Origin of the sequence: Pseudomonas sp. FJ2-5-13 (assembly GCF_029201605.1) — a bacterium.
Classification (GTDB): Bacteria; Pseudomonadota; Gammaproteobacteria; order Pseudomonadales; family Pseudomonadaceae; genus Aquipseudomonas; species Aquipseudomonas lactis.
In genome coordinates this window covers 287584-313749 of the sequence record NZ_CP104045.1, presented here as the reverse complement: position 1 = coordinate 313749, position 26166 = coordinate 287584, and the positions used below count along the sequence as shown (strand labels likewise).

At 61.7% G+C, this 26166-nt stretch carries 20 protein-coding genes and 1 pseudogene; 14 read left to right on the top strand and 7 right to left on the bottom strand.

Annotated elements, in window-relative coordinates; genetic code table 11:
* Positions 1-94: 94 nt before the first annotated feature.
* Entirely contained in the window at positions 95-2056 is a 1962-nt protein-coding gene (gene betT, locus N2A98_RS01335; RefSeq protein WP_171905481.1) for a choline transporter BetT, read from the bottom strand.
* Between the two features lie 398 nt (positions 2057-2454).
* Positions 2455-3381, bottom strand: coding sequence for a serine O-acetyltransferase EpsC (epsC, locus tag N2A98_RS01330; RefSeq protein WP_014716464.1), 927 nt, complete (start codon positions 3379-3381; stop codon positions 2455-2457).
* A gap of 166 nt (positions 3382-3547) precedes the next feature.
* On the opposite strand from epsC, the gene N2A98_RS01325 reads away from it, so the two are divergent.
* The 13 genes and pseudogenes from N2A98_RS01325 (at position 3548) to N2A98_RS01265 (ending at position 16130) form a co-directional block, all read left to right on the top strand.
* The gene (locus N2A98_RS01325; RefSeq protein WP_044270460.1) at positions 3548-4543 is read left to right on the top strand and encodes a D-cysteine desulfhydrase; all 996 of its coding nucleotides are present in this window, start codon (positions 3548-3550) and stop codon (positions 4541-4543) included.
* A gap of 172 nt (positions 4544-4715) precedes the next feature.
* Entirely contained in the window at positions 4716-5510 is a 795-nt protein-coding gene (tcyJ, locus tag N2A98_RS01320; protein ID WP_044270458.1) for a cystine ABC transporter substrate-binding protein, read from the top strand.
* Complete coding sequence (gene tcyL / locus N2A98_RS01315; RefSeq protein ID WP_003187646.1) at positions 5510-6175, top strand: cystine ABC transporter permease; 666 nt, start codon at positions 5510-5512, stop codon at positions 6173-6175. The genes tcyJ and tcyL overlap by 1 nt, the downstream gene beginning before the upstream one ends.
* 3 nt (positions 6176-6178) lie before the next feature.
* Positions 6179-6925 carry an L-cystine ABC transporter ATP-binding protein TcyN gene (gene tcyN / locus N2A98_RS01310; RefSeq protein WP_014716461.1) on the top strand — a complete coding sequence of 249 codons (747 nt, stop codon included), beginning with the start codon at positions 6179-6181 and terminating at the stop codon, positions 6923-6925.
* Between the two features lie 370 nt (positions 6926-7295).
* The gene (locus N2A98_RS01305; RefSeq protein WP_275622922.1) at positions 7296-8084 is read left to right on the top strand and encodes a hypothetical protein; all 789 of its coding nucleotides are present in this window, start codon (positions 7296-7298) and stop codon (positions 8082-8084) included.
* A 185-nt stretch (positions 8085-8269) separates the two neighbouring features.
* Complete coding sequence (locus N2A98_RS01300) at positions 8270-9511, top strand: SfnB family sulfur acquisition oxidoreductase (RefSeq protein ID WP_047712332.1); 1242 nt, start codon at positions 8270-8272, stop codon at positions 9509-9511.
* Between the two features lie 40 nt (positions 9512-9551).
* Positions 9552-10745 (top strand): SfnB family sulfur acquisition oxidoreductase, encoded by a 1194-nt coding sequence (locus tag N2A98_RS01295; RefSeq protein ID WP_047712331.1) that lies wholly within the window; start codon positions 9552-9554, stop codon positions 10743-10745.
* Complete coding sequence (locus tag N2A98_RS01290) at positions 10745-12106, top strand: LLM class flavin-dependent oxidoreductase (protein WP_275622921.1); 1362 nt, start codon at positions 10745-10747, stop codon at positions 12104-12106. Before N2A98_RS01295 ends, N2A98_RS01290 begins: the two co-directional genes overlap by 1 nt.
* Positions 12107-12114: 8 nt before the next feature.
* Positions 12115-12204 (top strand): annotated as a pseudogene (locus N2A98_RS01285) (outer membrane lipoprotein carrier protein LolA); the annotation flags it as partial.
* Positions 12205-12214: 10 nt separating this feature from the next.
* Positions 12215-13030: a MetQ/NlpA family ABC transporter substrate-binding protein gene (locus N2A98_RS01280; RefSeq protein ID WP_078802306.1), complete on the top strand. Its 816-nt coding sequence runs from the start codon at positions 12215-12217 to the stop codon at positions 13028-13030.
* Positions 13027-14142, top strand: coding sequence for an ATP-binding cassette domain-containing protein (locus N2A98_RS01275; RefSeq protein WP_078802304.1), 1116 nt, complete (start codon positions 13027-13029; stop codon positions 14140-14142). The genes N2A98_RS01280 and N2A98_RS01275 overlap by 4 nt, the downstream gene beginning before the upstream one ends.
* The gene (locus N2A98_RS01270) at positions 14132-14776 is read left to right on the top strand and encodes a methionine ABC transporter permease (protein ID WP_078802303.1); all 645 of its coding nucleotides are present in this window, start codon (positions 14132-14134) and stop codon (positions 14774-14776) included. Before N2A98_RS01275 ends, N2A98_RS01270 begins: the two co-directional genes overlap by 11 nt.
* A gap of 91 nt (positions 14777-14867) precedes the next feature.
* Positions 14868-16130 (top strand): hypothetical protein, encoded by a 1263-nt coding sequence (locus N2A98_RS01265; protein ID WP_047712326.1) that lies wholly within the window; start codon positions 14868-14870, stop codon positions 16128-16130.
* A gap of 306 nt (positions 16131-16436) precedes the next feature.
* Here the strand turns inward: N2A98_RS01265 and N2A98_RS01260 are convergent, their stop codons facing one another.
* Positions 16437-17540: a hypothetical protein gene (locus tag N2A98_RS01260; RefSeq protein ID WP_047712324.1), complete on the bottom strand. Its 1104-nt coding sequence runs from the start codon at positions 17538-17540 to the stop codon at positions 16437-16439.
* Positions 17541-17716: 176 nt separating this feature from the next.
* On the opposite strand from N2A98_RS01260, the gene N2A98_RS01255 reads away from it, so the two are divergent.
* A complete protein-coding gene (locus tag N2A98_RS01255; protein WP_047712323.1) occupies positions 17717-18343 on the top strand; it encodes a class I SAM-dependent methyltransferase in 627 nt (208 codons plus the stop codon).
* A gap of 103 nt (positions 18344-18446) precedes the next feature.
* Here N2A98_RS01255 and N2A98_RS01250 read toward each other — a convergent pair whose 3' ends face one another.
* The 4 genes from N2A98_RS01250 to N2A98_RS01235 all read right to left on the bottom strand — a co-directional run bounded on the left by N2A98_RS01250 (position 18447) and on the right by N2A98_RS01235 (position 26093).
* Positions 18447-20639: a glycoside hydrolase gene (locus N2A98_RS01250; RefSeq protein ID WP_275622920.1), complete on the bottom strand. Its 2193-nt coding sequence runs from the start codon at positions 20637-20639 to the stop codon at positions 18447-18449.
* Between the two features lie 242 nt (positions 20640-20881).
* A complete protein-coding gene (locus tag N2A98_RS01245; RefSeq protein WP_032894148.1) occupies positions 20882-23947 on the bottom strand; it encodes an efflux RND transporter permease subunit in 3066 nt (1021 codons plus the stop codon).
* Positions 23944-25014 carry an efflux RND transporter periplasmic adaptor subunit gene (locus tag N2A98_RS01240; protein WP_044270439.1) on the bottom strand — a complete coding sequence of 357 codons (1071 nt, stop codon included), beginning with the start codon at positions 25012-25014 and terminating at the stop codon, positions 23944-23946. Before N2A98_RS01240 ends, N2A98_RS01245 begins: the two co-directional genes overlap by 4 nt.
* Positions 25011-26093 (bottom strand): efflux RND transporter periplasmic adaptor subunit, encoded by a 1083-nt coding sequence (locus N2A98_RS01235; protein WP_034125475.1) that lies wholly within the window; start codon positions 26091-26093, stop codon positions 25011-25013. Before N2A98_RS01235 ends, N2A98_RS01240 begins: the two co-directional genes overlap by 4 nt.
* Positions 26094-26166 lie beyond the last annotated feature (73 nt).

Here is a 26166-nt window from a genome sequence, read left to right as displayed (position 1 = left end):
CGGGAATAGCCATATTCCGGGGCCTTATAAGCAGCTGAATCGCTTAAGTCTGCCTCTTCCTTTTACAGCAAAGACCTACTTGAGAGGAACGCTATCAGCGCACCATGTGCAGAAACTGCAGGTGCCGCTCGTACTGGTCGAGGATGTCATTGATGATCTGCTCCTTGGTGTAGCCCACCAGGTCATAGTCCTGGCTGCCCTCACTCAAGTGCACTTCGGCCCGATAGTAGCGGCGGTTGTTAATCTCTTTCTTGCCGATGCCGCCCAGGGCGAACGACGGCGTGAAGTAGCCGCGCATCTGTACCTGGTAGATGAACGGACGTTCTTCACCATGGCCGATCTCCAAGCTGACACTGTCGTTGGAAGGGTCGGGCTGTGTCACCACCGTAAGGCCCTTCTCGACAAACACTGCGGTCACTTCTTCAATTGCCGGGCGCACCGTGGTGTCGAGGAAACGGTAGACCTCATCGCGGGATGGGAAATGCACCGCCTGGCTCAAACGCTGGCGCCAGCCGCCTCGGCCTTTGCGTGAAGCGGAAATCGGCGCCAGGGAATGCAACTGCGCGATCTGCTTTTGCGACTCCAGGTAGAACGCCTTGTGCAGCCCCCACATCATCAATAGCAGGATCAGCGAGAACGGCAGCGAGGTCAGCACCACCGCAGACTTGAGCGAGTCGATACTGCCGGCGAACAGCAAGGCACTGGTGACCAAGGCGGTCATCGCGCCCCAGAACACACGCAGCCACTTCGGCCCGTCTTCGTCAGCATTGCCGCCTTTGGACGAGAGAGTGGAGAGCACCACCGTGCCGGAGTCCGCCGAGGTCACGAAGAACACAAAGCTGATGAACACCGTGACCGCGATCACGGTCTTGCTCCACGGGTAGGTTTCCAGCAGCAGGTAGAGGCTCATCGATGGCTCATCGATCGCCGACTGGCCCAGTGCGGCCATGCCATGGTTGAGCACCTGGTCGATGGCGCTGTTACCGAAGATCGACATCCACGCCAGGGTGAAGCCCAGCGGAATCAGCAGCACGCCAAACACGAATTCGCGGATGGTGCGGCCACGGGAAATACGCGCGATAAACAGGCCCACAAACGGCGACCATGCAATCCACCAGGCCCAATAGAACACCGTCCAGCCGCCCAGCCAGTCGCTCGGCTCGTTGTAGGCGTACACATCAAAACTCTTGGTGGGCAGCGCCCCCAAATAGTCACCGATGTTCTGGATCAAGGTGTTGAGCAGGTGCTGGGTAGGCCCGGCGAACAACACGAACAGCAGCAGCGCACAGGCCAGCAGCATGTTGATGTCGGACATCACCCGCACGCCCTTGTCGACGCCGGCCACGGCCACGATGATCGCCGCGCCCATCATCAGGGTGATCAGGCCCACCTGGATCCACTGGGTATGGGCAATGCCAAACAGGTAGTCCAGGCCAGAATTGAGGTGCAGCACGCCAAAGCCCATGTCGGCGCCCAGGCCGAACACCGTGGCAATGATGCCAAAGCCATCCACCGCGTAACCGATAGGGCCATTGATGCGCTTGCCGATCAGCGGGTACAGCGCCGAGCGCAACGCCAGCGGCAGGTTATGCCGATAGGCGAAATACGCCAGAGCCATGCCGACAAACGCGAACACGCCCCAGCCATGCAGGCCCCAGTGCAGGAACAGCACCTGCATGGCCTGGCGCGCCGCATCGGCGTTCATTGCTTCGCCCTGGGGCGGCTGCACCAAGTGCGTCAGCGGCTCCGAGACACAAAAGAAAAACAGCGTGATGCTGATCCCGGCGGCGAACAACATGCCGGCCCAGGACAGGTAACTGAATTCGGGCTCGTCGTGGTCGGCACCGAGTTTTATCTTGCCGTAGCCCGATAGCGCGGTGACCACCACGAAGACCAGATACAGGGTCATCGCCAGCATGTAGTACCAGCCGACCGTGTTGGCCGCCCAGTTTTGCGCCGCCAGCAGCCAGGCACCGGCCTGTTGCGGGATAGCGATGACCGTGATGCCAAACAGCAGGATGACGGTGGCGGCAAAGTAGAAAACGGGCGCATTCATGCGCACCAGGCCGCTGGATGAGGTAGACGATGCACTCATGAACGATGCACCTCAAGGTTGCGGGATATGGCTGTAAAAAACGGACTCAGCAAAGGTAAGCCTCCTGTTGTGAGCGGGCAGCGAACCACCGGTTTAACTTGAACGAACGTTCAAGTTAAACATGAATAGGCGGTCTGGGACTAATCTCGGGGCCGAGTGGTAGGTGTTTCCTACACTAGCTCAGGGATTGGTATGACGGATGAAGGAGGCAAATCGTTCAGCGATATAACTTTGAAATGGGGATAAAAAATGTGGGAGCGGGCTTGCTCGCGAAGGCGGTGTGTCAGCCAACACATGCTTGAACTGACACGCAGCCTTCGCGAGCAAGCCCGCTCCCACAGGGGGTGTGCGACCTTCGGCTACTTCTGCGCCCCATCATCATGCTGCAAGTTCGCCTGGGTAATGTTCGCCCCGGCCGGCACGCTGCGGGTCAGCCACACATTGCCGCCAATGGTCGAACCCTGGCCAATGGTGATCCGCCCCAGGATCGTCGCCCCGGCGTAAATCACCACATCATCTTCAACAATAGGGTGACGCGGATGGCCTTTCTGCAATTGCCCATCTTCATCCGCCGGAAAGCGTTTGGCCCCCAGCGTCACGGCCTGGTAGATGCGCACCCGCTCGCCGATGATCGCGGTCTCGCCAATCACCACGCCCGTGCCGTGGTCGATAAAGAAACTCGGGCCGATCTGCGCGCCGGGGTGGATATCAATGCCGGTGGCCGAGTGGGCGATTTCCGCACTGATCCGCGCCAGCAGCGGCAGGCCGGCGCGGTACAGGTGGTGGGCCAGGCGATGATGGATCACCGCCAGGATGCCCGGGTAGCACAGCAGCACCTCATCCACACTGCGGGCGGCCGGATCGCCGTGGTAGGCGGCCAGTACATCGGTGTCCAGCAGGCTGCGCAAAGATGGCAGCGCCAGGGCGAAATCCTGGATCAGGCGAATGGCGTGGGCGTTGACCTCACTGTCATCCTCACCGCTCTGGCGTGCGGCATAGCGCAGCTCCAGGCGCGCCTGGGCGAGCAGGGCGTTGAGCGCAACGTCGAGGGTATGGCCCACGTAGAAGTCTTCGCTTTCTTCGCGCAGGTCCGCCGGGCCCAGACGCATCGGAAACAGCGCGCCGCACAAGGCCTCAAGAATCTGCGCCACTGCCTCGCGGGACGGCAATTCGCGGCCACCATGCTCGCCACTCAAGCGCCCATTGCGCGTTCGCCACTGGTCGCGGGCGCCGCGCAGTTGGCTGACGATGGTCTGCAATTGCCAATGACTGGAACGCTCACTCACGGTATTCACTCCTGACGAAATGGCCATCACTTTACGGTATGCACCCGGGCAGCTCTTAAGAACCAATGGTGCGAGCCTAAGAACCTTTCGTCATAAGCGATTGACGGTTGCCCGATGAAAAGTGCCTGCCTATAGTCCCCCCATCACTCAGCCACCGTGCGTAACCATGATCAAACAACAGCTCGACCGTTTTGACCGCCTGGACCTACTGGGCAATGCCACCGCCCTGGAAAAACTCGAGCGGCTGTCGGCCTGGCTGGGCAGGGACGTCTACGTCAAACGCGATGACACCACGCCGCTGGCCATGGGCGGCAACAAGCTGCGCAAACTTGAATACCTGGCTGCCGACGCGCTTGCCCAGGGCGCCGACACCTTGGTCACCGCTGGCGCGATCCAGTCCAACCATGTGCGCCAGACCGCCGCGCTGGCCGCCAAACTCGGCCTGGGCTGTGTGGCCCTGCTGGAAAATCCCACCGGTACTGAAGACCCCAACTACCTCGGCAACGGCAATCGCCTGCTGCTGGAGCTGTTCGACGCCAAAGTGGAATTGGTGGAAAACCTCGACAACGTCGACGACCAACTCAACGCCCTCGCCGACCGCCTGCGCAGTAACGGCAAGAAGCCGTACCTGGTGCCTATCGGCGGCTCCAACGCCCTCGGCGCATTGGGTTACGTGCGCGCCGGGCTGGAGTTGGCCGCGCAGATTGAAGACAGCGGCATTGAATTCGCCGCCGTGGTGCTCGCCTCTGGCAGCGCCGGCACCCACAGCGGCTTGGCCCTGGCCTTGAGCGAAGCATTGCCGCAGTTGCCGGTGATCGGCATCACGGTGTCGCGCACCGAGCAAGCGCAATTGCCCAAGGTGCAGGGCCTGGCCGAACGCACTGCCGAGTTGCTCGGTGTGGCTATTCCCGACGCCTTCAAAGTCACCCTGTGGGACGAGTATTTCGGGCCGCGTTATGGCGAGCCAAACGCTGGCACGCTCTCGGCGATCAAACTTTTGGCCAGCCAGGAAGGTCTGTTGCTGGACCCGGTGTATACCGGCAAGGCCATGGCCGGTTTGCTCGATGGTATCGGGCGCCAGCGCTTTGAAGAGGGGCCGATCATTTTCCTGCATACCGGCGGGGCGCCGGCGTTGTTTGCCTATGACTCAGTATTCAACTGATTGAACAGGGCTATATTCAAAAATAGAATATGAAATTGTATTTTTATTATTTTCAAGACTTAAAAACCCACCTTATCATCGCGCCGAAGGCGAAGACGCGCTTCGCACTTTAGGGCAGGATACGACTACCGCGTCACCTGCTTCGCTCACCATAAAAACACAGGGGCTCTCCATGACTATTTCTGCATTTCGTCGCACGCTGCTGGTTGGCACATTGGGCCTGGCGCTTGGCGCTGGCTGGCTGGGCCAGGCCGTTGCCGGCGAGCAGTTGAACACCATCAAGAAGGCCGGCGAGATCAAGATCGGCCTGGAAGGCACCTACCCGCCGTTCAGCTTCGTCGATGAAAGCGGCAAGCTCAGCGGTTTCGAAGTGGAACTGTCCGAGGCACTGGCCAAGGAGCTGGGCGTCAAGGTCAAGCTGCAAGCCACGCCATGGGACGGCATCCTCGCCGCGCTGGAATCCAAGCGCCTGGACGCCGTGGTCAACCAGGTAACCATCTCCGAAGAGCGTAAGAAAAAATACGATTTCTCCACGCCTTACACCGTGTCCGGCATCCAGGCCCTGGTCCTGAAGAAGAACGTCGACTCGATTAAGAAAGCCGACGACCTGGCCGGCAAGAAAGTCGGTGTAGGCCTGGGCACCAACTACGAACAATGGCTCAAGGACAACCAACCCAAAGCCATTATCAAGACCTACAACGACGACCCAACCAAATTCCAGGACCTGCGCATCGGCCGTATCGACGCCATCCTGATCGACCGTCTGGCCGCCCTGGAATACGCCAAGAAAGCCCCCGACACCGCCGCTGCCGGCGACGCCTTCTCCCGTCAGGAATCCGGTATCGCCCTGCGCAAAGGCGAGCCCGAGCTGCTCGACGCGGTGAACAAGGCTCTGGACAAACTGCGCGCCGACGGCACCTTGAAGACGCTGTCCGAGAAGTACTTCAACGCTGACGTCACGCAATAATGGAAGCAGGTTTCCAACTCGCGCTGGACTCCGCGCCCTTTCTGCTCAAGGGCGCGTACTACACGGTAATCCTCAGCCTGGGCGGGATGTTTTTCGGCCTGCTGCTGGGCTTCGGCCTGGCCTTGATGCGCCTGTCGCGCTTCAAGCTCTTGAGCTGGACGGCTCGGGTCTACGTGTCGTTCTTTCGCGGCACGCCGTTGCTGGTGCAGTTGTTCCTGATCTACTACGGCTTGCCGCAAGTGGGCATCGAGCTGGACCCTATCCCGGCCGCCATGATCGGCTTTTCGCTGAATATGGCCGCCTATGCCTGTGAAATCCTGCGGGCCGCCATCGCCTCCATCGAGCGTGGCCAGTGGGAAGCCGCTGCCAGTATCGGTATGACCCGTGCGCAGACGTTGCGCCGGGCCATCCTGCCCCAGGCGATGCGCACGGCGTTGCCACCTTTGGGCAACAGCTTTATTTCGCTGGTCAAGGACACGGCGCTGGCCGCCACCATCCAAGTGCCCGAGCTGTTCCGCCAGGCCCAACTGGTGTCGGCACGTACCTTCGAAATCTTCACCATGTATCTGTCCGCAGCCCTGATCTACTGGATCCTGGCGAGCATCCTGGCGCATCTGCAAAATCGTCTGGAAGACCGGGTCAACCGGCATGACCTGGAGTCTTGAAGCATGATCGTGGTTGAAAAACTGACCAAACAATTCAACGGTCAGGTGGTGCTCAACGGCATCGACCTTGAGGTCAAGGAAGGCGAAGTGGTCGCCATCATCGGCCCCAGCGGTTCGGGCAAGACCACCTTCCTGCGCTGCCTGAACTTCCTCGAAGAGCCCACCAGCGGCCGTATCAAGGTGGGTGACATCGAGATCGACAGCAGCAGGCCGCTCAACCAGCAACAGGGCCTGGTGCGGCGCCTGCGCCAGCATGTGGGCTTTGTGTTCCAGAACTTCAACCTGTTCCCCCACCGCACCGCGCTGGAAAACGTCATCGAAGGCCCGATTGTGGTCAAGAAGATGCCACGGGAAGCGGCGGCCGAACTGGGGCGCAAGCTGTTGGCCAGGGTGGGCCTGGCGGGCAAGGAAGCGTCCTACCCAAGGCGGTTGTCCGGCGGCCAGCAACAGCGTGTGGCGATTGCCCGCGCATTGGCCATGGAGCCGGAGGTGATCCTGTTCGACGAACCCACCTCGGCCCTCGACCCGGAACTGGTGGGCGAAGTTCTGGCAACCATCCGCAGCCTGGCCGAAGAAAACCGCACCATGGTCATTGTCACCCACGAGATGAGCTTTGCGCGGGACGTGGCCAACCGGGTGATCTTTTTCGACAAGGGCGTGATCGTCGAACAGGGCGAAGCCAAGGCGCTGTTTGCCAACCCCAGGGAAGAACGCACCAAGCAGTTCCTGAGCAAATTCCTCGCCCACTGACACCTCCCAATGTAGGAGCGAGCTTGCTCGCGAAGAACGTTAACGATAACGCGGTGAATCAGATTGACCGAGTTGCCTGCACGTTCTTCGCGAGCAAGCTCGCTCCTACAACGGGTTGCAGGTTGAGCGTGTAAAAGCCCCCCTCGCAAGCGCCTTAAAATCCCCCTCCCCGTCAGACCCTTCTGAATCTCTCCAAACCCGCCGTTTAGCCCTTTGCCTCCATTGACGCTCCCCGGCCAACCCTCTTATCTAGCGCCTTGAGGATTGGATCCTATCCCGGCTACTGACTGAATCGTGTCTTTCGACCCCCTTGCGCCTGTGCGTCGAGGTTTCGGAACGATTGCTGCTGGCTGCATCAAGGAGATTACTTATGACACACACTCAAACCCCGGCCACGCTCCGTGCCCCAAGGCTGCCCCAAGCTATTGGAAACGGCATCAGCGCCCTGGCTTCCGCCCATTTGCAGGTCGACATTTCACCCTACCCGAGCATGGAGGAAGGCGACCTGATTGAACTGTTCTGGAACAACTGCTTTGCTGCCTCGCGCAAGGTGACGGCATGCAAGATCGGCACGTATACCCACCTGTGCGTCCCGGAGAGCTTTGTGCAGGATGGCCCGGCACGCGTCCATTACCAGGTCTTGCAGATCGGCCATGGCCCGATGCGCTCGGCGGTGACCCTGGTGCGGGTCAAGACCAACTACCCCGGCGGTCAGCCTTCGCCGCGCCTGAACCCTGAAGGCGGCGATGAAAACCAGAACCTGGCGCCCGTGAACCTGCCCGAGACGATCCGCCGCCATGGCGTCAACAGCAGCCAGGTAAGGCGCGGCATTCCGCTGACCATCGAGCCTTACCTGAACATGAGCACGGGCGACGCCATCACCTTGCGCTGGGGCGATGTACGCTTGGACCTGCCCCGCATCCAGGCTCAGGGCGTCGGCCTGGCGGTGCAGGTGTGGGTGCCGCCCCACGTGATTATCGAAGCAGGCGACGACTGCCGATTGGAGGTTACCTACTGCATTCTCGACCGCGTGGGTAACAACTCCCGCTGGGCGCCCGCCCGTACACTGCGCATCGCCGCCTGCACACCGCCCTGCCCAGCCTCGTCCGCGCCGGGCTATCAACCGCGTCGCTTCGGATCACCCTGTGAACCGGGGTGACAGCCCTTCTATGCATATTCCTAAAAGTTAGTTTATTTAAATAATTAACACGCTTAGGGTATATGCACCGGACCACCGGACATTCCTGATTTTTCTGTTTATTTCATTGAATGCGAGGTCGGTATGGTCAGAATTACCCCGGTGCACAACGCCAGGGCATTGCGTGCAGCCAAGGAGCGGCGCTGATGTCTAACTTGGCTCTAACATCCCCCCAGAGTGATCTGGACGTAGCCCCCCTGCTGTTGCCCGCCACGGTGCTGCGCAACGACGCCCAGGCGCTGAGCGCCGCCCACGAACTGGCCCAGGCTGCGCGCGCGCAGGCCGCCCAGCGCGACCAGCAGCGCAAACTGCCCTGGGCGCAGCTCGAACAGTTCACCCGCAGCGGCTTGGGCAGTATTTCCATTCCCCGTGAATACGGCGGGCCGCAGGTGTCGTTTGTGACCCTGGCCGAAGTCTTCGCGATCATCAGCGCGGCCGACCCAGCCCTCGGGCAGATCCCGCAAAACCATTTCGGCATCCTGCATGTGTTGCAGGGCACCGCCACCGAGCGCCAGAAAAAGCAGCTGTTCCAGAGCGTGCTCGACGGCTGGCGCATCGGCAACGGCGGCCCCGAACGCGGCACCAAAAACACCCTGGAGCTCAAGGCGCGCCTCACGGCCGAAGGCGACGGGTTCGTGGTCAGCGGGCAAAAGTTCTACTCCACTGGAGCCTTGTTTGCCCACTGGGTGGCAATCAAGGCCCTGAACGATGACGGCAAGCAGGTCATGGCTTTTGTACGTCGCGGTAGCGAAGGGCTGCGCATCGTTGATGACTGGTCCGGCTTTGGCCAACGCACCACCGCCAGCGGCACCGTCTTGCTTGACCGCGTGGCCGTGGAGCCGGAACTGGTCATCGACAACTGGCGCCTGGGCGAAACCCCGAATATCCAGGGGGCCGTGTCGCAGTTGATTCAGGCCGCCATCGACGCCGGCATCGCCCGCGGCGCCCTCGACGATGCCATTGCTTTCGTGCGTGAACGTTCACGCCCGTGGATCGACGCCAAGGTCGAGCGAGCCAGCGACGACCTGTATGTAATCGCCGATATCGGCAAGTTGAAGATCGAACTGCACGCCGCCGAAGCCCTGCTGCGTAAGGCCGGCCAGGTGCTCGACCAGGTCAGCGCCGCGCCGATCACCGCGCAGTCCGCCGCCCACGCCTCGATTGCCGTGGCCGAGGCCAAGGTGCTGACCACCGAAGTGGCGCTGCAGGTCACGGAGAAGCTCTTCGAACTGGCGGGCAGCCGCGCCACCCTGGCCGAATTCAACCTTGACCGTCACTGGCGCAACGCCCGGGTGCACACCCTGCACGACCCGGTGCGCTGGAAGTACCACGCCATCGGCGCCTATCGACTCAACGGCACCTTGCCGGCTCGTCATTCCTGGATTTAACCAACCAGAACACTTTTTCCACGAGCTTCTGGAGAAACTCATGACCCTTTCTCACCCCGTCGCAGTCATCACCAGCGACGAACAAGCGCTTATCGTCGCCAGCGACCTTGCTGAAGACTTGCGCCGCGACAGCGCTCAACGCGACCGCGAACGCCGCCTGCCATTGCCCGAGCTGGACGTGTTTTCCCGCTCTGGCCTGTGGGGCATCAGCGTGCCCAAGGCCTACGGCGGCGCGGGCGTGTCCAACGTCACCCTGGCCAAGGTCATCACACTGATCGCCCAGGCCGATGGCTCGTTGGGCCAGATTCCGCAAAACCATTTCTATGCCCTCGAAGTACTGCGCGTGAACGGCAGCCCCGAGCAGCAGCAACGCCTGTACGCCGAGGTATTGGCCGGCCAACGCTTTGGCAACGCCTTGGCGGAACTGGGCACCAAGACCGCCCATGACCGCATCACCAGCCTCACTCGCGACGGCGATGGTTTTCGCATCAGCGGGCGCAAGTTCTACGCCACCGGGGCGATCTACGCCCAGCGCATCCCCACCTCGGTGGTGGATGCACACGGCGTGCAGCAACTGGCCTTCGTACCGCGTGACAGCGCGGGCCTGACGGTGATCGACGACTGGAGCGGCTTCGGCCAGCGCACCACCGGCAGCGGCTCGGTGGTGTTCGACAACGTGTGGGTGGCAGCGCAAGACGTGGTGCCGTTCCAGAGCGCCTTCGAACGCCCGACTACCGTTGGCCCGCTGGCGCAGATCCTCCATGCGGCCATCGACACCGGCATCGCCCGTGCGGCCTTTGAGGACGCCTTGCATTTTGTGCGCACCAAGACCCGCCCGTGGATCGACGCCGGCAACGACAAGGCCACCGAAGACCCGCTGACTCTCAAGAGCTTCGGCCACTTGAGCAGCCGCCTGCACGCCGCCGAGGCCTTGCTGGAGCGCGCAGGTGAATTCCTCGACCGCGCCCAGGCCGACAGCAATGCCCAAACGGTTGCTGCTGCCTCCATCGCCGTCGCCGAAGTGCGCGCCCTGAGCACCGAGATCTCCCTGGCGGCCGGCAGCACCCTGTTCGAACTGGCCGGCAGCCAGGCGACCCTGGCCGAGCATGGCCTGGACCGCCACTGGCGCAACGCCCGGGTGCACACCCTGCACGACCCGGTCCGCTGGAAATACCATGCGGTCGGCAACTACTACCTCAACGATGAAAACCCGCCGCTGCGGGGGACCATCTGATGAGCAAAAAAAAGATCCTGCTCAATGCCTTCAACATGAACTGCATCGGGCACATCAACCACGGTTTGTGGACCCACCCACGGGACACGTCCACCCACTACAACACCCTCGAATACTGGACTGAACTGGCGCAAATCCTGGAGCGCGGGCTGTTCGACGGTTTGTTCATCGCCGATATCGTCGGTGTGTATGACGTGTACCAGGACTCCATCGACGTGCCGCTCAAGGAGTCGATCCAGTTACCGGTCAACGACCCTCTGCTGCTGGTGTCGGCCATGGCCGCTGTCACCAAGCACTTGGGCTTCGGCCTTACCGCCAACCTCACCTATGAGCCGCCGTACCTGTTCGCCCGGCGCATGTCGACGCTGGATCACCTGACCCGTGGCCGGGTGGGTTGGAACATTGTCACCGGCTACCTCGACAGCGCCGCCAAGGCCATGGGCCTCACCGAACAGGTCGAGCATGACCGGCGCTACGACCAGGCCGATGAATACCTGCAGGTGTTGTACAAGCTCTGGGAAGGCAGTTGGGAAGACGACGCGGTGCGCAACGATCGCCAAGCGCGGGTGTATGCGCAACCGGGCAAGGTGCACAAGGTTGCGCACCACGGCGAGTTTTATCAGGTGGAGGGTTACCACCTGTGCGAGCCATCGCCGCAGCGTACGCCCGTGCTGTTCCAGGCCGGCAGTTCCGAGCGTGGCTTGCTGTTCGCCGGGCGGCACGCCGAATGCGTGTTTATCAGCGGGCAAAACAAAGCCGCGACCAAGCGCCAGGTGGACAAGGTGCGCGCCAGCGCAGTGGAGGCTGGGCGCAACCCGGATGACATCAAGGTGTTCATGGGCCTTAACGTGATCGTGGGCGCCACCGAAGAGCTGGCGTGGGCCAAGCACGCCGAGTACCTCAGCTACGCCAGCGCGGAAGCCGGCGTGGCGCATTTCTCGGCCTCGACCGGGATTGATTTTGCCCAATACGGGCTGGACGAACCGATCCAGTACGTCAAGAGCAACGCGATCCAGTCCGCGACCCAGAACCTGCAGAACAACGACTGGACCCGGCGCAAATTGCTCGACCAGCACGCCCTGGGCGGGCGCTATATCACCTTGGTGGGCTCGCCTGAACAGGTGGCCGATGAGCTGGAATCCTGGATCAGCGAAACGGGGCTGGATGGTTTCAACCTGACGCGCATTGTGACGCCGGAGAGCTATGTGGATTTCATTGAGCTGGTGATACCGGAGTTACAACGACGGGGCTCGTACAAGACCGAATATGCGCAGGGAACGCTGCGGGAAAAAGTCTTCCACGACACGGCCCGCTTACCCAAGCAACACACCGGCTCTACCTACCGCCACCACGCCCTGTAGGAGCGAGCTTGCTCGCGAAGACCGTCAACGATAACGCGGGCCGCCTGGTATGCCGAGGCGCCCTCCAGTTTTTCGCGAGCAAGCTCGCTCCTACAATGGAAATCGACTATGAAAAAGACATTGCTCAACAACCCAGTCAAAGCACTGGCCCTGGCCCTTGGCTTATTCAGCTCGGCGGTATTTGCCGCCGACGCCCCGCTGAAAATCGGCACCACCGCCGCCTTCGCCATTCCGCTGGAAGCCGCCGTACAAGAAGCCGGCAAGCAGGGCCTGAAGGTCGAACTGGTGGAGTTCACCGACTGGATCGCGCCCAACGTCAGCCTCGCCGCCGGCGATATCGACGTGAACTACTTCCAGCACATCCCCTTCCTGGAAAACGCCAAGGCCGCCGCCGGGTTTGACCTGGTGCCGTACGCGCCGGGCATCATCAACAACGTCGGGCTGTATTCGAAAAAATACAAAAGCGTTAACGAGCTGCCCGCAGGCGCCAGCGTGGCGATTGCCAACGACCCGATCAACAGCGGTCGCGGCCTGCAACTGCTGGCCAAGGCCGGGCTGATCACCCTCAAGCCGGGCGTGGGCTACAAGGCCACCGAAGAAGACATCGTCGCCAACCCGAAAAACATCAAGATCCTGCAAGTGGAAGCCGTGCAACTGGTGCGCGCCTATGACGACGCCGATCTGGTGCAGGGCTACCCCGCGTATATCCGCCTGTCCAAGACCTTCGATGCCGAGTCGGCGCTGCTGTTCGACGGCCTCGACCACCCGGAATACGTGATTCAGTTCGTGATCCAGCCCAAGAGCAAAACCGACCCACGGGTGATCAAGTTCGTCGATATCTACCAGCACTCGCCGGTAGTGCGTGCGGCCTTGGACAAGTCCCTCGGCAAGCTCTACCAGGTCGGCTGGGAAGCTAAACCATGAGTGCCGCCAACGCCCGCTTGCGCGACCTGGAGCACGCGCCCAGCCACGCCGAACAGACTGAACTGCACCCGGACTTGAACCGCGCCCACGTGCGGTTCATCAACCTGGGCAAAACCTATGACGGCACGGTGCATGCGCTGCAAGGCATTGACCTGGCGATCCAGCGTGGCGAAGTGTTCGGCATCATCGGCCGCAGCGGCGCCGGCAAGTCGTCGCTGATCCGCACCATCAACCGTCTGGAGCAACCCAGCAGCGGACGGGTGCTGATCGACCAGGTAGACATCGGCGGCTTCGATGAAGACCACTTGGTGGCGCTGCGCCGACGCATCGGCATGATCTTCCAGCACTTCAACCTGATGTCGGCCAAGACCGTGTGGCAGAACGTCGAGTTGCCGCTCAAGGTCGCCGGCGTGCCCCAGGCACAACGCGCGCGAAAGGTGCATGAACTGCTGGAACTGGTAGGCCTGCAAGACAAACACAAGGCATACCCGGCGCAGCTGTCCGGCGGGCAGAAACAACGCGTCGGCATCGCCCGCGCGCTGGTGCACGACCCCGAGATTCTGCTGTGCGACGAAGCCACTTCGGCCCTCGACCCGGAAACCACCCAGTCGATCCTCGGCCTGCTGCGCGAGATCAACCAGCGCCTGGGCCTGACCATCGTGCTGATCACCCATGAGATGGCGGTGATCCGCGACATCTGCGAGCGCGTGGTGGTACTCGAACACGGGCGTATCGTCGAGCAAGGCCCGGTGTGGCAGGTGTTTGGCGATCCGCAACATGAGGTCAGCAAGACCCTGCTCGCCCCCCTGCAACACGGCTTGCCGCCAGAGTTGCAAAGCCGCCTGCAACCCACGCCCGCCTCGGCCGACGCCGCACTGGTGCTGCGCTTGCAGTTCACCGGCAGCGACAGCCTGGAGCCAGACCTCGCGGCGCTGTTCAGCGCCCTCGGTGGCCGCGTGCGCTTGCTGCAAGGCGGCGTGGAACGCATCCAGGGGCATGCCTTGGGGCAACTGCTGCTGGCAGTGAATGCATCGCCGCACAACGGCGAAGAACTGCGCAAACGCGCGGCCAATTGGGCACAACAGGTGGAGGTGCTGGGCTATGTGGTTTGATCGTTTAGTGCAGGGCGCCATCGACACCTTGTTGATGGTGGGAGTGTCGTCGCTGATCGCGCTGCTGGTGGGCATTCCGCTGGCGGTCTTCCTGGTCACCAGTGACAAGGGCGGCATCTACCAGGCACCGGCCCTTAACCGCGTGCTGGGAGCGTTCGTGAATCTGTTCCGCTCCATACCGTTCCTGATCCTGATGGTGGCGCTCATCCCGTTCACGCGCCTGATCGTCGGCACCACCTATGGCGTCTGGGCGGCAGTGGTACCGCTGACCATCGCCGCCACGCCGTTCTTTGCACGCATCGCCGAAGTGAGCCTACGCGAAGTCGACCATGGCCTGATCGAAGCCGCGCAGGCCATGGGTTGCCGCCGCTGGCACATCATCTGGCATGTGCTGCTGCCCGAGGCGCTGCCCGGCATCGTCGGCGGCTTCACCATCACCCTGGTGACCATGATCAACTCATCGGCCATGGCCGGGGCGATCGGCGCCGGTGGCCTGGGCGATATTGCCTACCGCTATGGCTACCAGCGCTTTGACACCCAGATCATGCTCACAGTGATCGTGCTGCTGGTGGCGCTGGTGGCGGTGATCCAACTGAGCGGGGATCGACTGGCGCGGGCATTGAACAAGCGCTGAGTGCGCGTTCATACCTGTCAACTATGACAGTTGTTGACCATGTTCTTTGTATATCTAATCAGACCGTGAATGTTTCCCCAAGGACGGACTGATGATGAAAGCACACCTAATGAAAATTGCGGGCAGCCTGTTGGCGAGTGTACTTGCATTGACGGCCAATGCTGCCCAGTACGTCAAATTGGGGCCTATGGCTGGGCAGTGCGAAACCACCAGCATCAACGACAACGCTATTGCTGTCGGCAACTGCTCTCCCCCCAGCTCCAGCGCCAACAATATTCCCTGGGTGTCGAACGTGAACACAGCAGATTCACAGGTGGCGTTGGCGTCACTGGTTGCGGGCCAACCCTGTTACGCCAACGCTGTCTCCAACGGCAGCTGGATTAGTGGCACCTGTAAGAATGCCAATAATGGCGTCACAGCCGTAACGTGGAACGTCACCACACCGGGCAGTGCGACAGCGCTCGCACCGCTTCCTGGCACATTGTTACGCGCTGCTGATGTGCAGACCATCATTACCGCGTTCAATCAGCGTGGCGATATGGTTGGATCAAGCATCAGTAGCAACGGCAAGGAGTTCTCCACCATTGTGTGGCTCGCTGGAACCGACACGCCCAAGCGAGTTTACTCATCGCTGATTGGACTGGCTGGATACAACGACGGATGTTCCCCGGTGGACATCAACAATGTTCTCATGAGTGGCTACCCTAGCATTGCCATGAATTGTCCAGGCAACGACGGCATTCCCATTCCTAAAATAGCGCAGGCTAACGCCACTGGTTATACCGTGACATCCTTGCCCCTCGCTACCGGGGCCAACCATTGCGTGGTCACTGGCCTCAATAACGCCCTACAATCCATAGGCTTTTGCGAGTATCCCAACACCAATGCCAACCCGGCCCGAACAGCAGTCTGGAATACACCCACGTCGGCTCCGCTGACTCTGAATCTGGCAATCGGCACCATGAACTATGGACGCGCAATCAATAGCAACGGAATTGCCCTGGTAGAGCGCAAGGATAACGACGGCAGGACCAGCTATTTCACGTGGATTCCTCCTGCCGGAATATTGGGTATCCAGCTGATTGAGCCTCCACCGAAAACATGGACCCAGGCATTCAGCATTGCTGACAACAACACGGTGGCTCTGAACAGGACTAATGATGCTCAGTACACAGTCGGATGTATCTGGCATCCTGCCTCCGGTGAAAATCCTGCCAAATACAACTGCCTTGAAGCAATTGAAGGTGGCCGAAACAGTGCGCTCAAGGCCGTTTCCCAAAGCGGGAATTATGCCGCTGGTCAGAACGTTGATAGCGAGCAGGACGTTCAAGCTGTGGCGGTAAAACTTTACTGAAAGGGATGCTTACGAGCTCAAACACCATTTAATACTCGACACATTCGACCTAGGAGATTCAGCACATGCCAAACCTCATGACTTCCAGCGGCTTCGTGTCGGCCGTCTTCGTGCTGTTCGCTACCGTAAACGAAAATGCAGCAGCCACACCCATTTCTTCTGCACCGACATTCGTTGTGCCACAGAACTTCGCAGTCGTTGTCCGAGCCGGGGAAAACGGTTTTTCTTGGGTCAGCTCTCGAACCGATAACCGTTCGATGCAGGAGGTGAGGCCAGTGGGCTCTGCCCGCCTGGAAACCCGCTAGCTCACGGGCACTCATCCAGCTGGGCAACGCTGGCGCGGGGCACGAAGGTGATGGTTTTGTCCTTGGCCTGCCAGGGCCGCACGATGTAGCTGCCATCCGAGTCGGCCATCACCCGCAGTTTCACGCTGCGCTTGGGGTTGTCGGCGTCTACCAGCACGCTGGGGACCTTGGCCTCTGCCGCCCAGGTCATCAACGTACAAACGCGCCCTCCCGAGGCGGAGCCTTGCAGCGGCAGGCCGCCCAACTTGGCCCCACTCGCCGGGATCAGCCCGAGTAAAACGATGAGAGCAAAGGCCACCAATGAGGCGAACGCCACCGGGTTTTTCTGAACGCGCATGCGCACCACCAGGCAGGCGGCGCTCCCCTGAATCAGAAACAGCACGGCCATTTCGGCGGCCATGAACGGCGCAAAGAACACGGCGCTGTCGGAGTACTCGCTGAAGGCGCGGGAGACCGGCACCGTCACCATCAAAATGACCACCATTTGAACCACCCCGGCACCAGCACTGGCCAGCCAGAACTCGCCGGACAACTCACGCAGGGCAACATGGGCGGGCCGGGCGCGAATGATGATGCCGACATAGGCCACTACCGCCGCCATGATCGCCACGATCCAACTGAGCGTCAGCAACAGCCCACTTTCGGCGTTCACGGACAGGTACACGGCGGACATCCAGAATACAAACATCACCAACAGGCTGGCCGCCCAATGCCCCAGTAACCGCCGGTGCTGGGCCGTCTCTTGCGGCGACTGCGGGCTGAGATTGAGTTGATCACTCAGGCGCACACCGGTGCCGTTCAGGCGCGTGAACAAGATGAACGTGGGCACCAGGATCGACGCGCCCATCATGCCGATCACAAATACCAACATGGCGAACATCGCCGGCAATGCGGTGAACGCCGATGCCGACAAGATACTCAGCGGCACCTTTTCCATCTGGATGTACTGGTACAGGTACAGGCCGGCCACCGAGAGAATCCCCACCGTCAGCGGCCAGGCACGCTCATTGAGCCAGAGCAAGCCATTGCTCAATCTCGTGGCGTATTGGTCGACCTTGTTCGGTGCGGTGTCGTTGCCAACGGGTGAACGTTTTTCCTCTTCCATGGATGTATAACCCTCTGCAAATAAGGGCCGAATCTTACCCACAATTTCCCGTGGCGGTCTGTCGGATGCGCGCACTGCGACCGCCGTGAAGCGCCCTACAGCGGATACACGGTTTTCAACTCAAGAGTGGGCCGGGGTATAGTCCCCCTACCTCAGCCGCAGCCGTGCGCCATGCCATGAAACTTGCTCCCGACGACCTCAACCAGATCACCGCCGCCACCCTGGGCCACTACAACAAGGTGGCCGAAGACTTTCGTGAAGGCACCCGCGATCACGATGTGAGCCAGAACATCGACGCGCTGCTGCGGCATATCCAGGGCACGCCGCCGTTTACCGTGCTGGATTTCGGCTGTGGGCCGGGGCGGGATTTGCAGACGTTTACGCGCATGGGGCATATCGCCGTGGGCCTGGATGGCTCCCAGCGTTTTGCGCAGATGGCCCGCGAAGACAGCGGCTGTGAAGTGTTGCAGCAGGACTTTCTCAAGCTGGACCTGCCCGCCGAACGCTTCGATGGAGTGTTTGCCAATGCGGTGCTGTTTCATATTCCCAAGCAGGAACTGCCACGAGTGCTCAAAGAGCTGCACGGCGCGTTGAAGCCTGGGGGCGTGCTGTTCAGCTCCAACCCTCGGGGCGAGAACCAAGAGGGCTGGAATGGGCCGCGGTATGGGTCTTATCACGACCTGCAGGCGTGGCAGGCCTTGCTGATTGCGGCCGGGTTTGAAGAGCTGGAGCATTACTACCGGCCGGCCGGGTTGCCGCGGGAACAGCAGCCTTGGTTGGCGAGTGTGTGGCGTAAAGTTTAGTGCTGTGTTGTTCGGGCTGACGCCTTCGCAAGCAAGCCCGCTCCCACATTTTGGAATGCGATCCCCTGTGGGAGCGGGCTTGCTCGCGAAGACCTCACAGACGCTACCGATTCACCTGATACACCACCGGCTCCTCCCCCTCCACAAGCACCGTCACACTGCGCCCGGCATACCCCTCTTTCTCCACCGCCGAGAAATTCGCCACCAACCGCGTCCCGTCAGCAAAGGTTGTTTGCTGCACCTGCTTGTCTGCGCTCAGCCAGCGAAAATCAGTCATCGCCTGGGTCGCCAAGCGCTGGTGCAACGGCCGGAAAAAACGGTCCTGGCGCTGAATAATCGGCAACCGCGCCTTGAGCGTCGCCGCACTGAGGTGGTACAGCGGCGGCACGTTGTAGAGCAGTTGGGTCAGTTCATTGTCGCCCCGCACATTGCTCAGCTTGAGGCTGTCGAACAGCCAATGATGGGTGGTGATCACCGAGCCATGGAACACCGCCTGGTATAACGGCAGGCGCATCGTCGGCTCGAAATACACCGTGCGAAACGGCTCCTTCAACGGCACTGATTTGAAGAACACCGCCGGTTGCTCGGTTGGGTACCAGTTGCCGACGAAGTACGGCGACTGCGGGTCCTGGGTCATCTCGCGGTCGCCCCAGCCGATCACCGGGGTCTGCATGCCGTGGGCGAACAGGATGCCCTGGGCGGTGATGGCGTTGCCGTCTTCGGAGCCTGTGACCAGCTTCGGCACGGTGTTGATCCAGCGAGAGGCGTCGATATTGCCCTCGGCGTTTTGCGCCTGGGTCATGCTGGCGTCGCTGCGGTAGCTGTCGAACAGCATGCTGGTGGCGTAGGCATCGAGAAACCAGGCATTGAAGCCAGCCTTGGCGTGTACCGCCTTCACCCGCGCCTCCAGCAGCGGCCGCACACAACGCGGGTCGGTGTAGTGGCCGGACTTCTGGAAGCCGGTTTTCAGCTTGCCGTCTTTCAGCACGATCGCGCAGTCACGATAGGCCTTGGCGCCCAGGTGGGCAGTGGTCCAATCGGGATTTTCGGTGGCGGACAGGGCCGTTTCATAGGAGTCGTAAGGCGCCATCAGAAAGCCGGCTTCCACCCCGGCGCGAATCGCCTCGGGATGCCACAGGCCACCCTCCCAACCTTCGCCCAAGGTCAGCAGCAAACGCTGCAGCCCAGCGTCGCGCAGGGTTTGAATGGCGCTACTGCCCCAGGTTTGCGGGCTGTCACTCAAGGCCCCCGCAAAGTCGACGGCCAGTTCACTGCGCAGCTCGCCATAGCGGGCGGCAAGGCGGGTCATGTCTGGCTCTTGCACTTGCCAGGCCTGCCGGGCCTTGGTGTTGATCGCCGCGTTGAGGCCGCGCAGCAGCACGGTTTGCTCATAGAGATTCAATGCAGTGGGCTTCGCCAGCAGCTGTGCGCTCTCTTTGTCCATCAGCGTCTTGAGTTCATGGCTGCGCAGCCGTTTGATCAGTGTTGGCCAATCACGCACATCGCCCAAAGCCAGCAGGCCGTTGTCCCAGAGGTACACATGGCTGGCGCCCAGCAGTTTCTGGGCTTCGGGTGTTTGCCGCAGCTTGTCCGCCAACGGCTCATAACGGCCCTGCTCCACCAGCCACTGGCGGTAGCGCTTGGCGCCGGCCAACGGGTCGGCATCGCCCAAGTACAGGCGCAGCGTCATCGGCGCGTCAGGCGCCAGCGGGGTGAACTCATGGGACGCGGAGAGGGCCAGGCCGTTGCCGTCGGCGTGCCATTGCAAGCGGTTGTTGTAGGGGTTGGTCAATAACCAGTTCAACGTGAAGCCAGCGTGATCCACGCCCCACAGCGGCAGGCTCAGGTCCTGGGTGGTATTGAGCTCATCGCGCTCCAGCAGAAACGCCTTCCAGAGGGCATTGCCGGCAGGCACGTAATGCCCCTCGGCCAAGGGCCAGATCAACCCTTGCCCCATGGCCTCGGCGGGCTGGCGCAGCAGGGCCAGCTCACCGGGCGCGCGGGCGTTGATGGTCAAGGCCAGGTCGCGCTGTTCCAGGCGGGCGCTCAGGCGATAGGCGCCGTTGTCCCATTGCCAAGTGGCCTGGTCGGGGGTGTTCTGCAGTTGGCTGACGGCATGCGCCGCCACACCGCTGGAGGCCTGCACCGAGGCTTGGCCTGCGGGTGTCACGCGCAGCGCCAGGGTGGCGGGGTCGAGTTCGACGCGCCATAAGGCGTTTTCCAGTACGGTGGCGGCGAAGGCAGGCGATGCAAGGAGCAACGCGCAAAACAGCAAGGTGAAACGCAGGCACTGCATGAGGATCGACCTGGGTCTGGAATGAGGACCAGAGGGTACAGCATGCAGTAGTGAGCCAGGACGACATGGGGATTTTTCAGAAGCTTCACACAGCCTCAACCAGAATGAAGATCCAAGTGTGGGAGCTGGCTTGCCTGCGAAAGCGACAGTTCAGTCACAGATGCTGCGACTGACGCACCGCCTTCGCGGGCAAGCCCGCTCCCACAGGGGATCTGCGCTTAACTGACAGTCCTCTCTCAGAATTAATCCTGTTGTGGCTGATGTTCCTGTTTCGGCTCGCGGATCTTGTACCAGGCCACATACAGCGCCGGCAGAAACAGCAACGTCAGCAACGTCGCAATGATGATCCCACCAATCATCGCGTAGGCCATCGGCCCCCAGAACACTTCCCGCGCAATCGGGATCATGCCCAGGCTCGCCGCCGCAGCAGTCAGCAGAATCGGCCGGCGCCGGTGCTCGGTGGCTTCCACCACTGCATCCCACGGCGTGTAGCCGGCCTCTTCGTACTCGTGGATCTGTGTGACCAGAATCACCGAGTTGCGGATGATGATACCGATCAACGCCAGGATCCCCAGGATCGCCACAAAGCCCATGGGCGTGCCCGTGGGGATCAACGCCAGGACCACGCCGATCAGCCCCAGTGGCGCGACGCTGGCCACCAGGAACATCTTCTGCACGCTGTGCAACTGGATCATCAGGAAGGTGGCCATCAGAAACAGCATCAACGGCACCACCTTGGCGATCGGCCCCTGGGCCTTGCCGCTTTCTTCGACGGTGCCGCCGGTGGCGACTTTGTAGCCCACCGGCAAGCCTTCGCTGAATTTCTCGATGGTCGGCGCCAACTGCTTGACCAGGTCGGTCGGCTGCATCTCATCGCGCACGGCGGCCTTGATAGTGATGGTCGGCTTGCGGTCACGGCGCCACACCAGCGGCTGCTCCAGCTCGTAACGCACGGTGGCGAACGCCAGCAGCGGAATCGAGGTGCCGTTGGGCGTGACGATCTGCAGGTTCTGCAAGGTTTCCGGGGTGCCCCGCTCAGCATCTTCGGCGCGGCCGACCACGTTGATCAGGTAGATATCGTCGTGCACCTGGGTCACCGCCGCGCCGCTGACCACGCTGTTCATCAACTGCGCCACGTCTTCCGACGACAGCCCCAATTGCCGCGCCTTGTCCTGGGCGATGTCCACCCGCAGCACTTTGCCCGGCTCGTTCCAGTCGTAGATGATCTCGCCCAGGTGGGTGTTCTGATCCAGCAAGGTCGCCAGTTCAATGGCGTGCTTGCGCACCTGGTCGATGTCTTTGCCGGACACGCGGTACTGGATCGGCCGCCCGACCGGCGGGCCCATTTCCAGCGGCTGCACATAGCTGCCGATGCCGACAAAATCATCGCGCAGACGCTGTTGCAGGCGGGCGATCAGGGCGCCACGCTCTTCCAGGCCTTTGCTCACAATCACCAGTTGCGCGTAGTAGGGATTTTCCAGCTGCTGGTCCAGCGGCAGGTAGAAACGAATCGCGCCCTGGCCAATGTAGGTGCTCCAACGGGCGATGTCCGGGTCGTCCTTGATGATCGCTTCGAGGCGGTCAACGGCCTTGCGCGTCTCGTTGATCGAGGCGTTTTGCGGCAGGTTCAGGTCGACGAGAATTTCCGGACGGTCCGACGACGGGAAGAACTGGTTCTGCACAAATTGCATGGAGAACACCGAGGCCACGAACAGCGCCACGGTGATGCCAATCGCCCACCAACGGTTGCGCATGGCCCACAGCATGCCGCCATTGAAGGCACGGCCAATGCGCCCCGGCTCGGCGTTGTGCGGTTTCACATTGGCGCTGAGGATATGCACGCCGATCACCGGCGCAAACAGCACCGCCACCACCCACGACACCAGCATCGCCACGGCAATCACCGCGAACAGGGTAAAGGTGTACTCGCCCGCCGAACTGGCGTTGAGGCCAATCGGCACGAAGCCGGCCACGGTCACCAGGGTGCCGGTGAGCATCGGGAACGCCGTGGAGGTATAGGCGTAAGTCGCCGCCTGCTCCTTGGTTTCGCCTTTTTCCAGGCGCGTGATCATCATCTCCACGGTGATCATCGCGTCATCCACCAGCAGGCCGAGGGCGATGATCAACGCGCCCAGCGACACGCGTTGCATGGTGATGCCGCTGTATTCCATGAACACGAATACCAGCGCCAGCACCAACGGGATCGAGCACGCCACCACCAACCCGGCGCGCATGCCGAGGCTGATAAAGCTCACCACCAGCACGATGATCACCGCCTCGAACAATGCGCTGGTGAAGCCGCCGACAGCCTCTTCCACCACTTCGGCCTGGTCGGAGACCTTGTGCACGCCGACGCCCACCGGCAGGTCGGCGGTCAGCTCGTCCATGCGCCCGTGCAGGGCCTTGCCGAACGACTGGATATTGCCGCCCTTCTGCATGGCGATGGCCAAGCCAATCGCCGGTTTGCCGTTGAAGCGGAACATCGGCCGCGCCGGGTCCACATAGCCACGGCTGATGTCCGCGATGTCCGCCAGCCGATAGAAACGGTCATTGAGGCGCAGGTTGACGTTGGCCAGGTCTTTCTCCGAGGCGAACTGCCCGGAGGTGCGCACGGAGATGCGTTCGGGCCCTGCCTCGATCACCCCGGCGGGGGTCACGGCGTTTTGCGATTGCAGGCTTTGCACGACCTGGCGCTGGTCAATCCCCAATGCCGCGAGTTTGCGCGTGGAGAAATTCAGGTAAATCACTTCGTCTTGCTGGCCGATCATCTCGACCTTGCCCAGCCCCGGCACCGAGCGGATCTCGGCGCGCACTTGCTCTACGTAGTCACGCAGCTGGCGCATCGACAGGCCATCGCCGGTAAAGGCATACACCGAGCCGAACACGTCACCGAATTCATCGTTGAACGACGGCCCCTGCAAGCCCTGGGGGAAGGTGCCGCGAATGTCATCGATCTTCTTGCGAACCTGGTACCAGATTTCCGGAATGGCCTTGGCGCTGGTGGTGTCCTTGAGGAACACGAACACCGTGGACTCGCCCGGCCGGGTGTAGCTTTTCACATAGTCGAGGGAGTCGAGTTCCTCGAGTTTTTTCTCGATGCGGTCGGTGACCTGCTTGAGGGTTTCTTCCTGGGTCGCACCCGGCCAGCGGGTCTGGATCACCATGGTCTTGATGGTGAACGAGGGGTCTTCTTCACGGCCCAGGTTCATGTACGAGAACACGCCCATCAGCAGCGCGACGAACATCAGGTACCAGACGAAGGACTGATGCTTGAGGGCCCAGTCGGATAAGTTGAAGCTCCCTTTCATCGCGGGCTGTCCTCGTCGATTTTGACTTTTTGCCCGGGTTTCAGGCTGTTCACGCCGGCAGTGACAATGCGCTCGCCGGGTTTGACGCTGCCATTGAGCAAGGCGCTGTGGGCATCACGGCTGATGACCGTGACCTCACGCGGTTGCACGGTCTGGCTCTGGGTGTCGAGCAGCCAGATGCGGGTCTTGCCGTCGACTTCCTGCAAGGCGCTCAGGGGCAGTTCGATGCGCGGGGCGATGGCGGTGCTCAACGTCACGCTGATTGCCGTGCCCAGGCGGAACGCGGGCGGCGTTTCGGCCAGGCTCAGGCGTGCGCGACGGGTGCGCGTGGCGCTTTGGGCCTGAGGCTCGATCTCACGCACCACGGCGGTGGTGTGCACGCTGGGGTCCAGTTGGCCGGCGACCAGGAACACCACATCGGCAGGCAGACGTTCAGCCAGGCCGGCGGGCAGGTCGATCACGGCTTCCTTGATGTCCGGACGGGCCAGGGTCACCACTTGCTGGCCGGCGCTGACCACCTGGCCGGCCTCGGCATTCCAGGCAGTGACGATGCCGGCGTGGTCGGTGCGCAGTTCGGCGTAGTTGAGCTGGTCCTTGGCTTGATTGACCGAGGCGCGGGCCTGGTCGAGGGTCGCCTGGGTGGTTTTCAGGTCGGTCTGGGCCACATCCAATTGAGCCTGTGCGCCGACGCCACGGTTGAACAGTTCCTGTTGCCGCCGAGCGTTGGCCTGGGCGTTGATGAACTGCGCCTGTACCCGCGCCAGATCGCCCTGGGCAGCGCGTAATTGGTTCTGCTGGTCGGTGGGGTCAAGCACGGCGAGCAAGGCGCCCTTCTCCACTTCGGCACCGACATCCACGGCGCGGCGGGCGATGCGGCCAGGCACGCGGAAACCCAGGTTGCTTTCATAGCGGGCCTGGATGGTGCCGGCGAAACGACCGAGGTTTTCCTGATCTTCAGCCTTCACTTCCATGGACAGCACGGGCCGTATGGGTTCGGGCGGCGCCTCTTCCTTGGAGCAGGCCACCAGCAACAGGCTGGCGGCGACAATGAGCGTCAGTTGTTTCATGGCTGCGCTCCGGGTTGGGCGATTTCGACGACCATGCCGGGGTGCAGCAATTGCCCACCGGCTATCACGACTTTTTCACCGCCTTTGAGGCCCTCGCCGATGATCACTTTGCCGGTGAGGTAGCGCGCCACGGTGACCTTGTGCAACTGCGCCTTGCCTTCGCCGTCCACCAGCCACACGGCCGGCTCGTTGAGGTCTTTGGTCAGCGCCGACCAGGGCAGCTCGATGCTCGCCTTGGCCGGGCCATTGGCGGTGGCACTCACCACCGACCCCAGCTCCATGCCCTTGGGCAGGCTTTGCAGGGCGATCTTCACTTGGACGGTGCCGGTATTGGCGGCCACGGCGGGCGTGACTTCGCGGACTTTGCCCACGGCCTTGATGCTCGGGTTGTCCAGCAGGCTCACTGTAATCGGTGCGTCGGGCGGCGGCTCCACCAGCAGGGACTCATATACGTTGAACACGGCGTCACGTTCGCCATCGCGGGCCAGGCTGAAGATTGGCACGGTGGCCTGTACCACTTGGCCGACTTCGGCCTGGCGCGCGGTGATGATGCCCGGGGCATCGGCAATCAGCGAGGTGTAGCCCAATTGTTCGCGGGCATTGGCCAACTGCGCCTGGGCAGCGGCCAGGGCACTTTGGCTGCTGCGCAGCGCGGCCTGGGCGGCGTCGTATTCGCTGCGGCTGGTATAACCTTTGGGCAAGAGTTTTTCCTGGCGCACGAAGGCGGCGGCGGTCTGCTTGACCCGCGCCTGTTCAGCCACAACCTGAGCCTGGGCGGAATCGACATTGGTTTGCAGGTCCTTAGGATCGAGCTTGGCCAGCACTTGCCTGGCCGTTACTCGGTCGCCCACGTCGACCATGCGCTGGATGATCTTGCCTCCCACGCGAAAGGACAGATCGGTTTGCACCCGCGCCTGGATATCACCGGTCAACGTGACCGCCGCGGCAAAATCCGCCGACTGCACCGTTTGCACGAACACCCGTGAATGCTGCTTGGGCTCGGCCTTGTCTTGGCCACAGCCACTGAGCAGCGCCAGGAGGCCAAGGCTGAAAATAAATGTCGAGGTGCGACCGCCCATGCAGGCTCCTTTTGCGTGATGCCGACGTTCAAGTGTGTATGCGACTGTGAGCTTAGATCAGGGTTCCTTATCT

Coding starts and splice junctions, on each gene's coding strand:
- betT (WP_171905481.1), bottom strand. CDS start 2,056: ATGAATGCGCCCGTTTTCTACTTTGCCGCCACCGTCATCCTGCTGTTT.
- N2A98_RS01325 (WP_044270460.1), top strand. CDS start 3,548: ATGATCAAACAACAGCTCGACCGTTTTGACCGCCTGGACCTACTGGGC.
- tcyJ (WP_044270458.1), top strand. CDS start 4,716: ATGACTATTTCTGCATTTCGTCGCACGCTGCTGGTTGGCACATTGGGC.
- tcyL (WP_003187646.1), top strand. CDS start 5,510: ATGGAAGCAGGTTTCCAACTCGCGCTGGACTCCGCGCCCTTTCTGCTC.
- tcyN (WP_014716461.1), top strand. CDS start 6,179: ATGATCGTGGTTGAAAAACTGACCAAACAATTCAACGGTCAGGTGGTG.
- N2A98_RS01305 (WP_275622922.1), top strand. CDS start 7,296: ATGACACACACTCAAACCCCGGCCACGCTCCGTGCCCCAAGGCTGCCC.
- N2A98_RS01300 (WP_047712332.1), top strand. CDS start 8,270: ATGTCTAACTTGGCTCTAACATCCCCCCAGAGTGATCTGGACGTAGCC.
- N2A98_RS01295 (WP_047712331.1), top strand. CDS start 9,552: ATGACCCTTTCTCACCCCGTCGCAGTCATCACCAGCGACGAACAAGCG.
- N2A98_RS01290 (WP_275622921.1), top strand. CDS start 10,745: ATGAGCAAAAAAAAGATCCTGCTCAATGCCTTCAACATGAACTGCATC.
- N2A98_RS01280 (WP_078802306.1), top strand. CDS start 12,215: ATGAAAAAGACATTGCTCAACAACCCAGTCAAAGCACTGGCCCTGGCC.
- N2A98_RS01275 (WP_078802304.1), top strand. CDS start 13,027: ATGAGTGCCGCCAACGCCCGCTTGCGCGACCTGGAGCACGCGCCCAGC.
- N2A98_RS01270 (WP_078802303.1), top strand. CDS start 14,132: ATGTGGTTTGATCGTTTAGTGCAGGGCGCCATCGACACCTTGTTGATG.
- N2A98_RS01265 (WP_047712326.1), top strand. CDS start 14,868: ATGATGAAAGCACACCTAATGAAAATTGCGGGCAGCCTGTTGGCGAGT.
- N2A98_RS01260 (WP_047712324.1), bottom strand. CDS start 17,540: ATGGAAGAGGAAAAACGTTCACCCGTTGGCAACGACACCGCACCGAAC.
- N2A98_RS01255 (WP_047712323.1), top strand. CDS start 17,717: ATGAAACTTGCTCCCGACGACCTCAACCAGATCACCGCCGCCACCCTG.
- N2A98_RS01250 (WP_275622920.1), bottom strand. CDS start 20,639: ATGCAGTGCCTGCGTTTCACCTTGCTGTTTTGCGCGTTGCTCCTTGCA.
- N2A98_RS01245 (WP_032894148.1), bottom strand. CDS start 23,947: ATGAAAGGGAGCTTCAACTTATCCGACTGGGCCCTCAAGCATCAGTCC.
- N2A98_RS01240 (WP_044270439.1), bottom strand. CDS start 25,014: ATGAAACAACTGACGCTCATTGTCGCCGCCAGCCTGTTGCTGGTGGCC.
- N2A98_RS01235 (WP_034125475.1), bottom strand. CDS start 26,093: ATGGGCGGTCGCACCTCGACATTTATTTTCAGCCTTGGCCTCCTGGCG.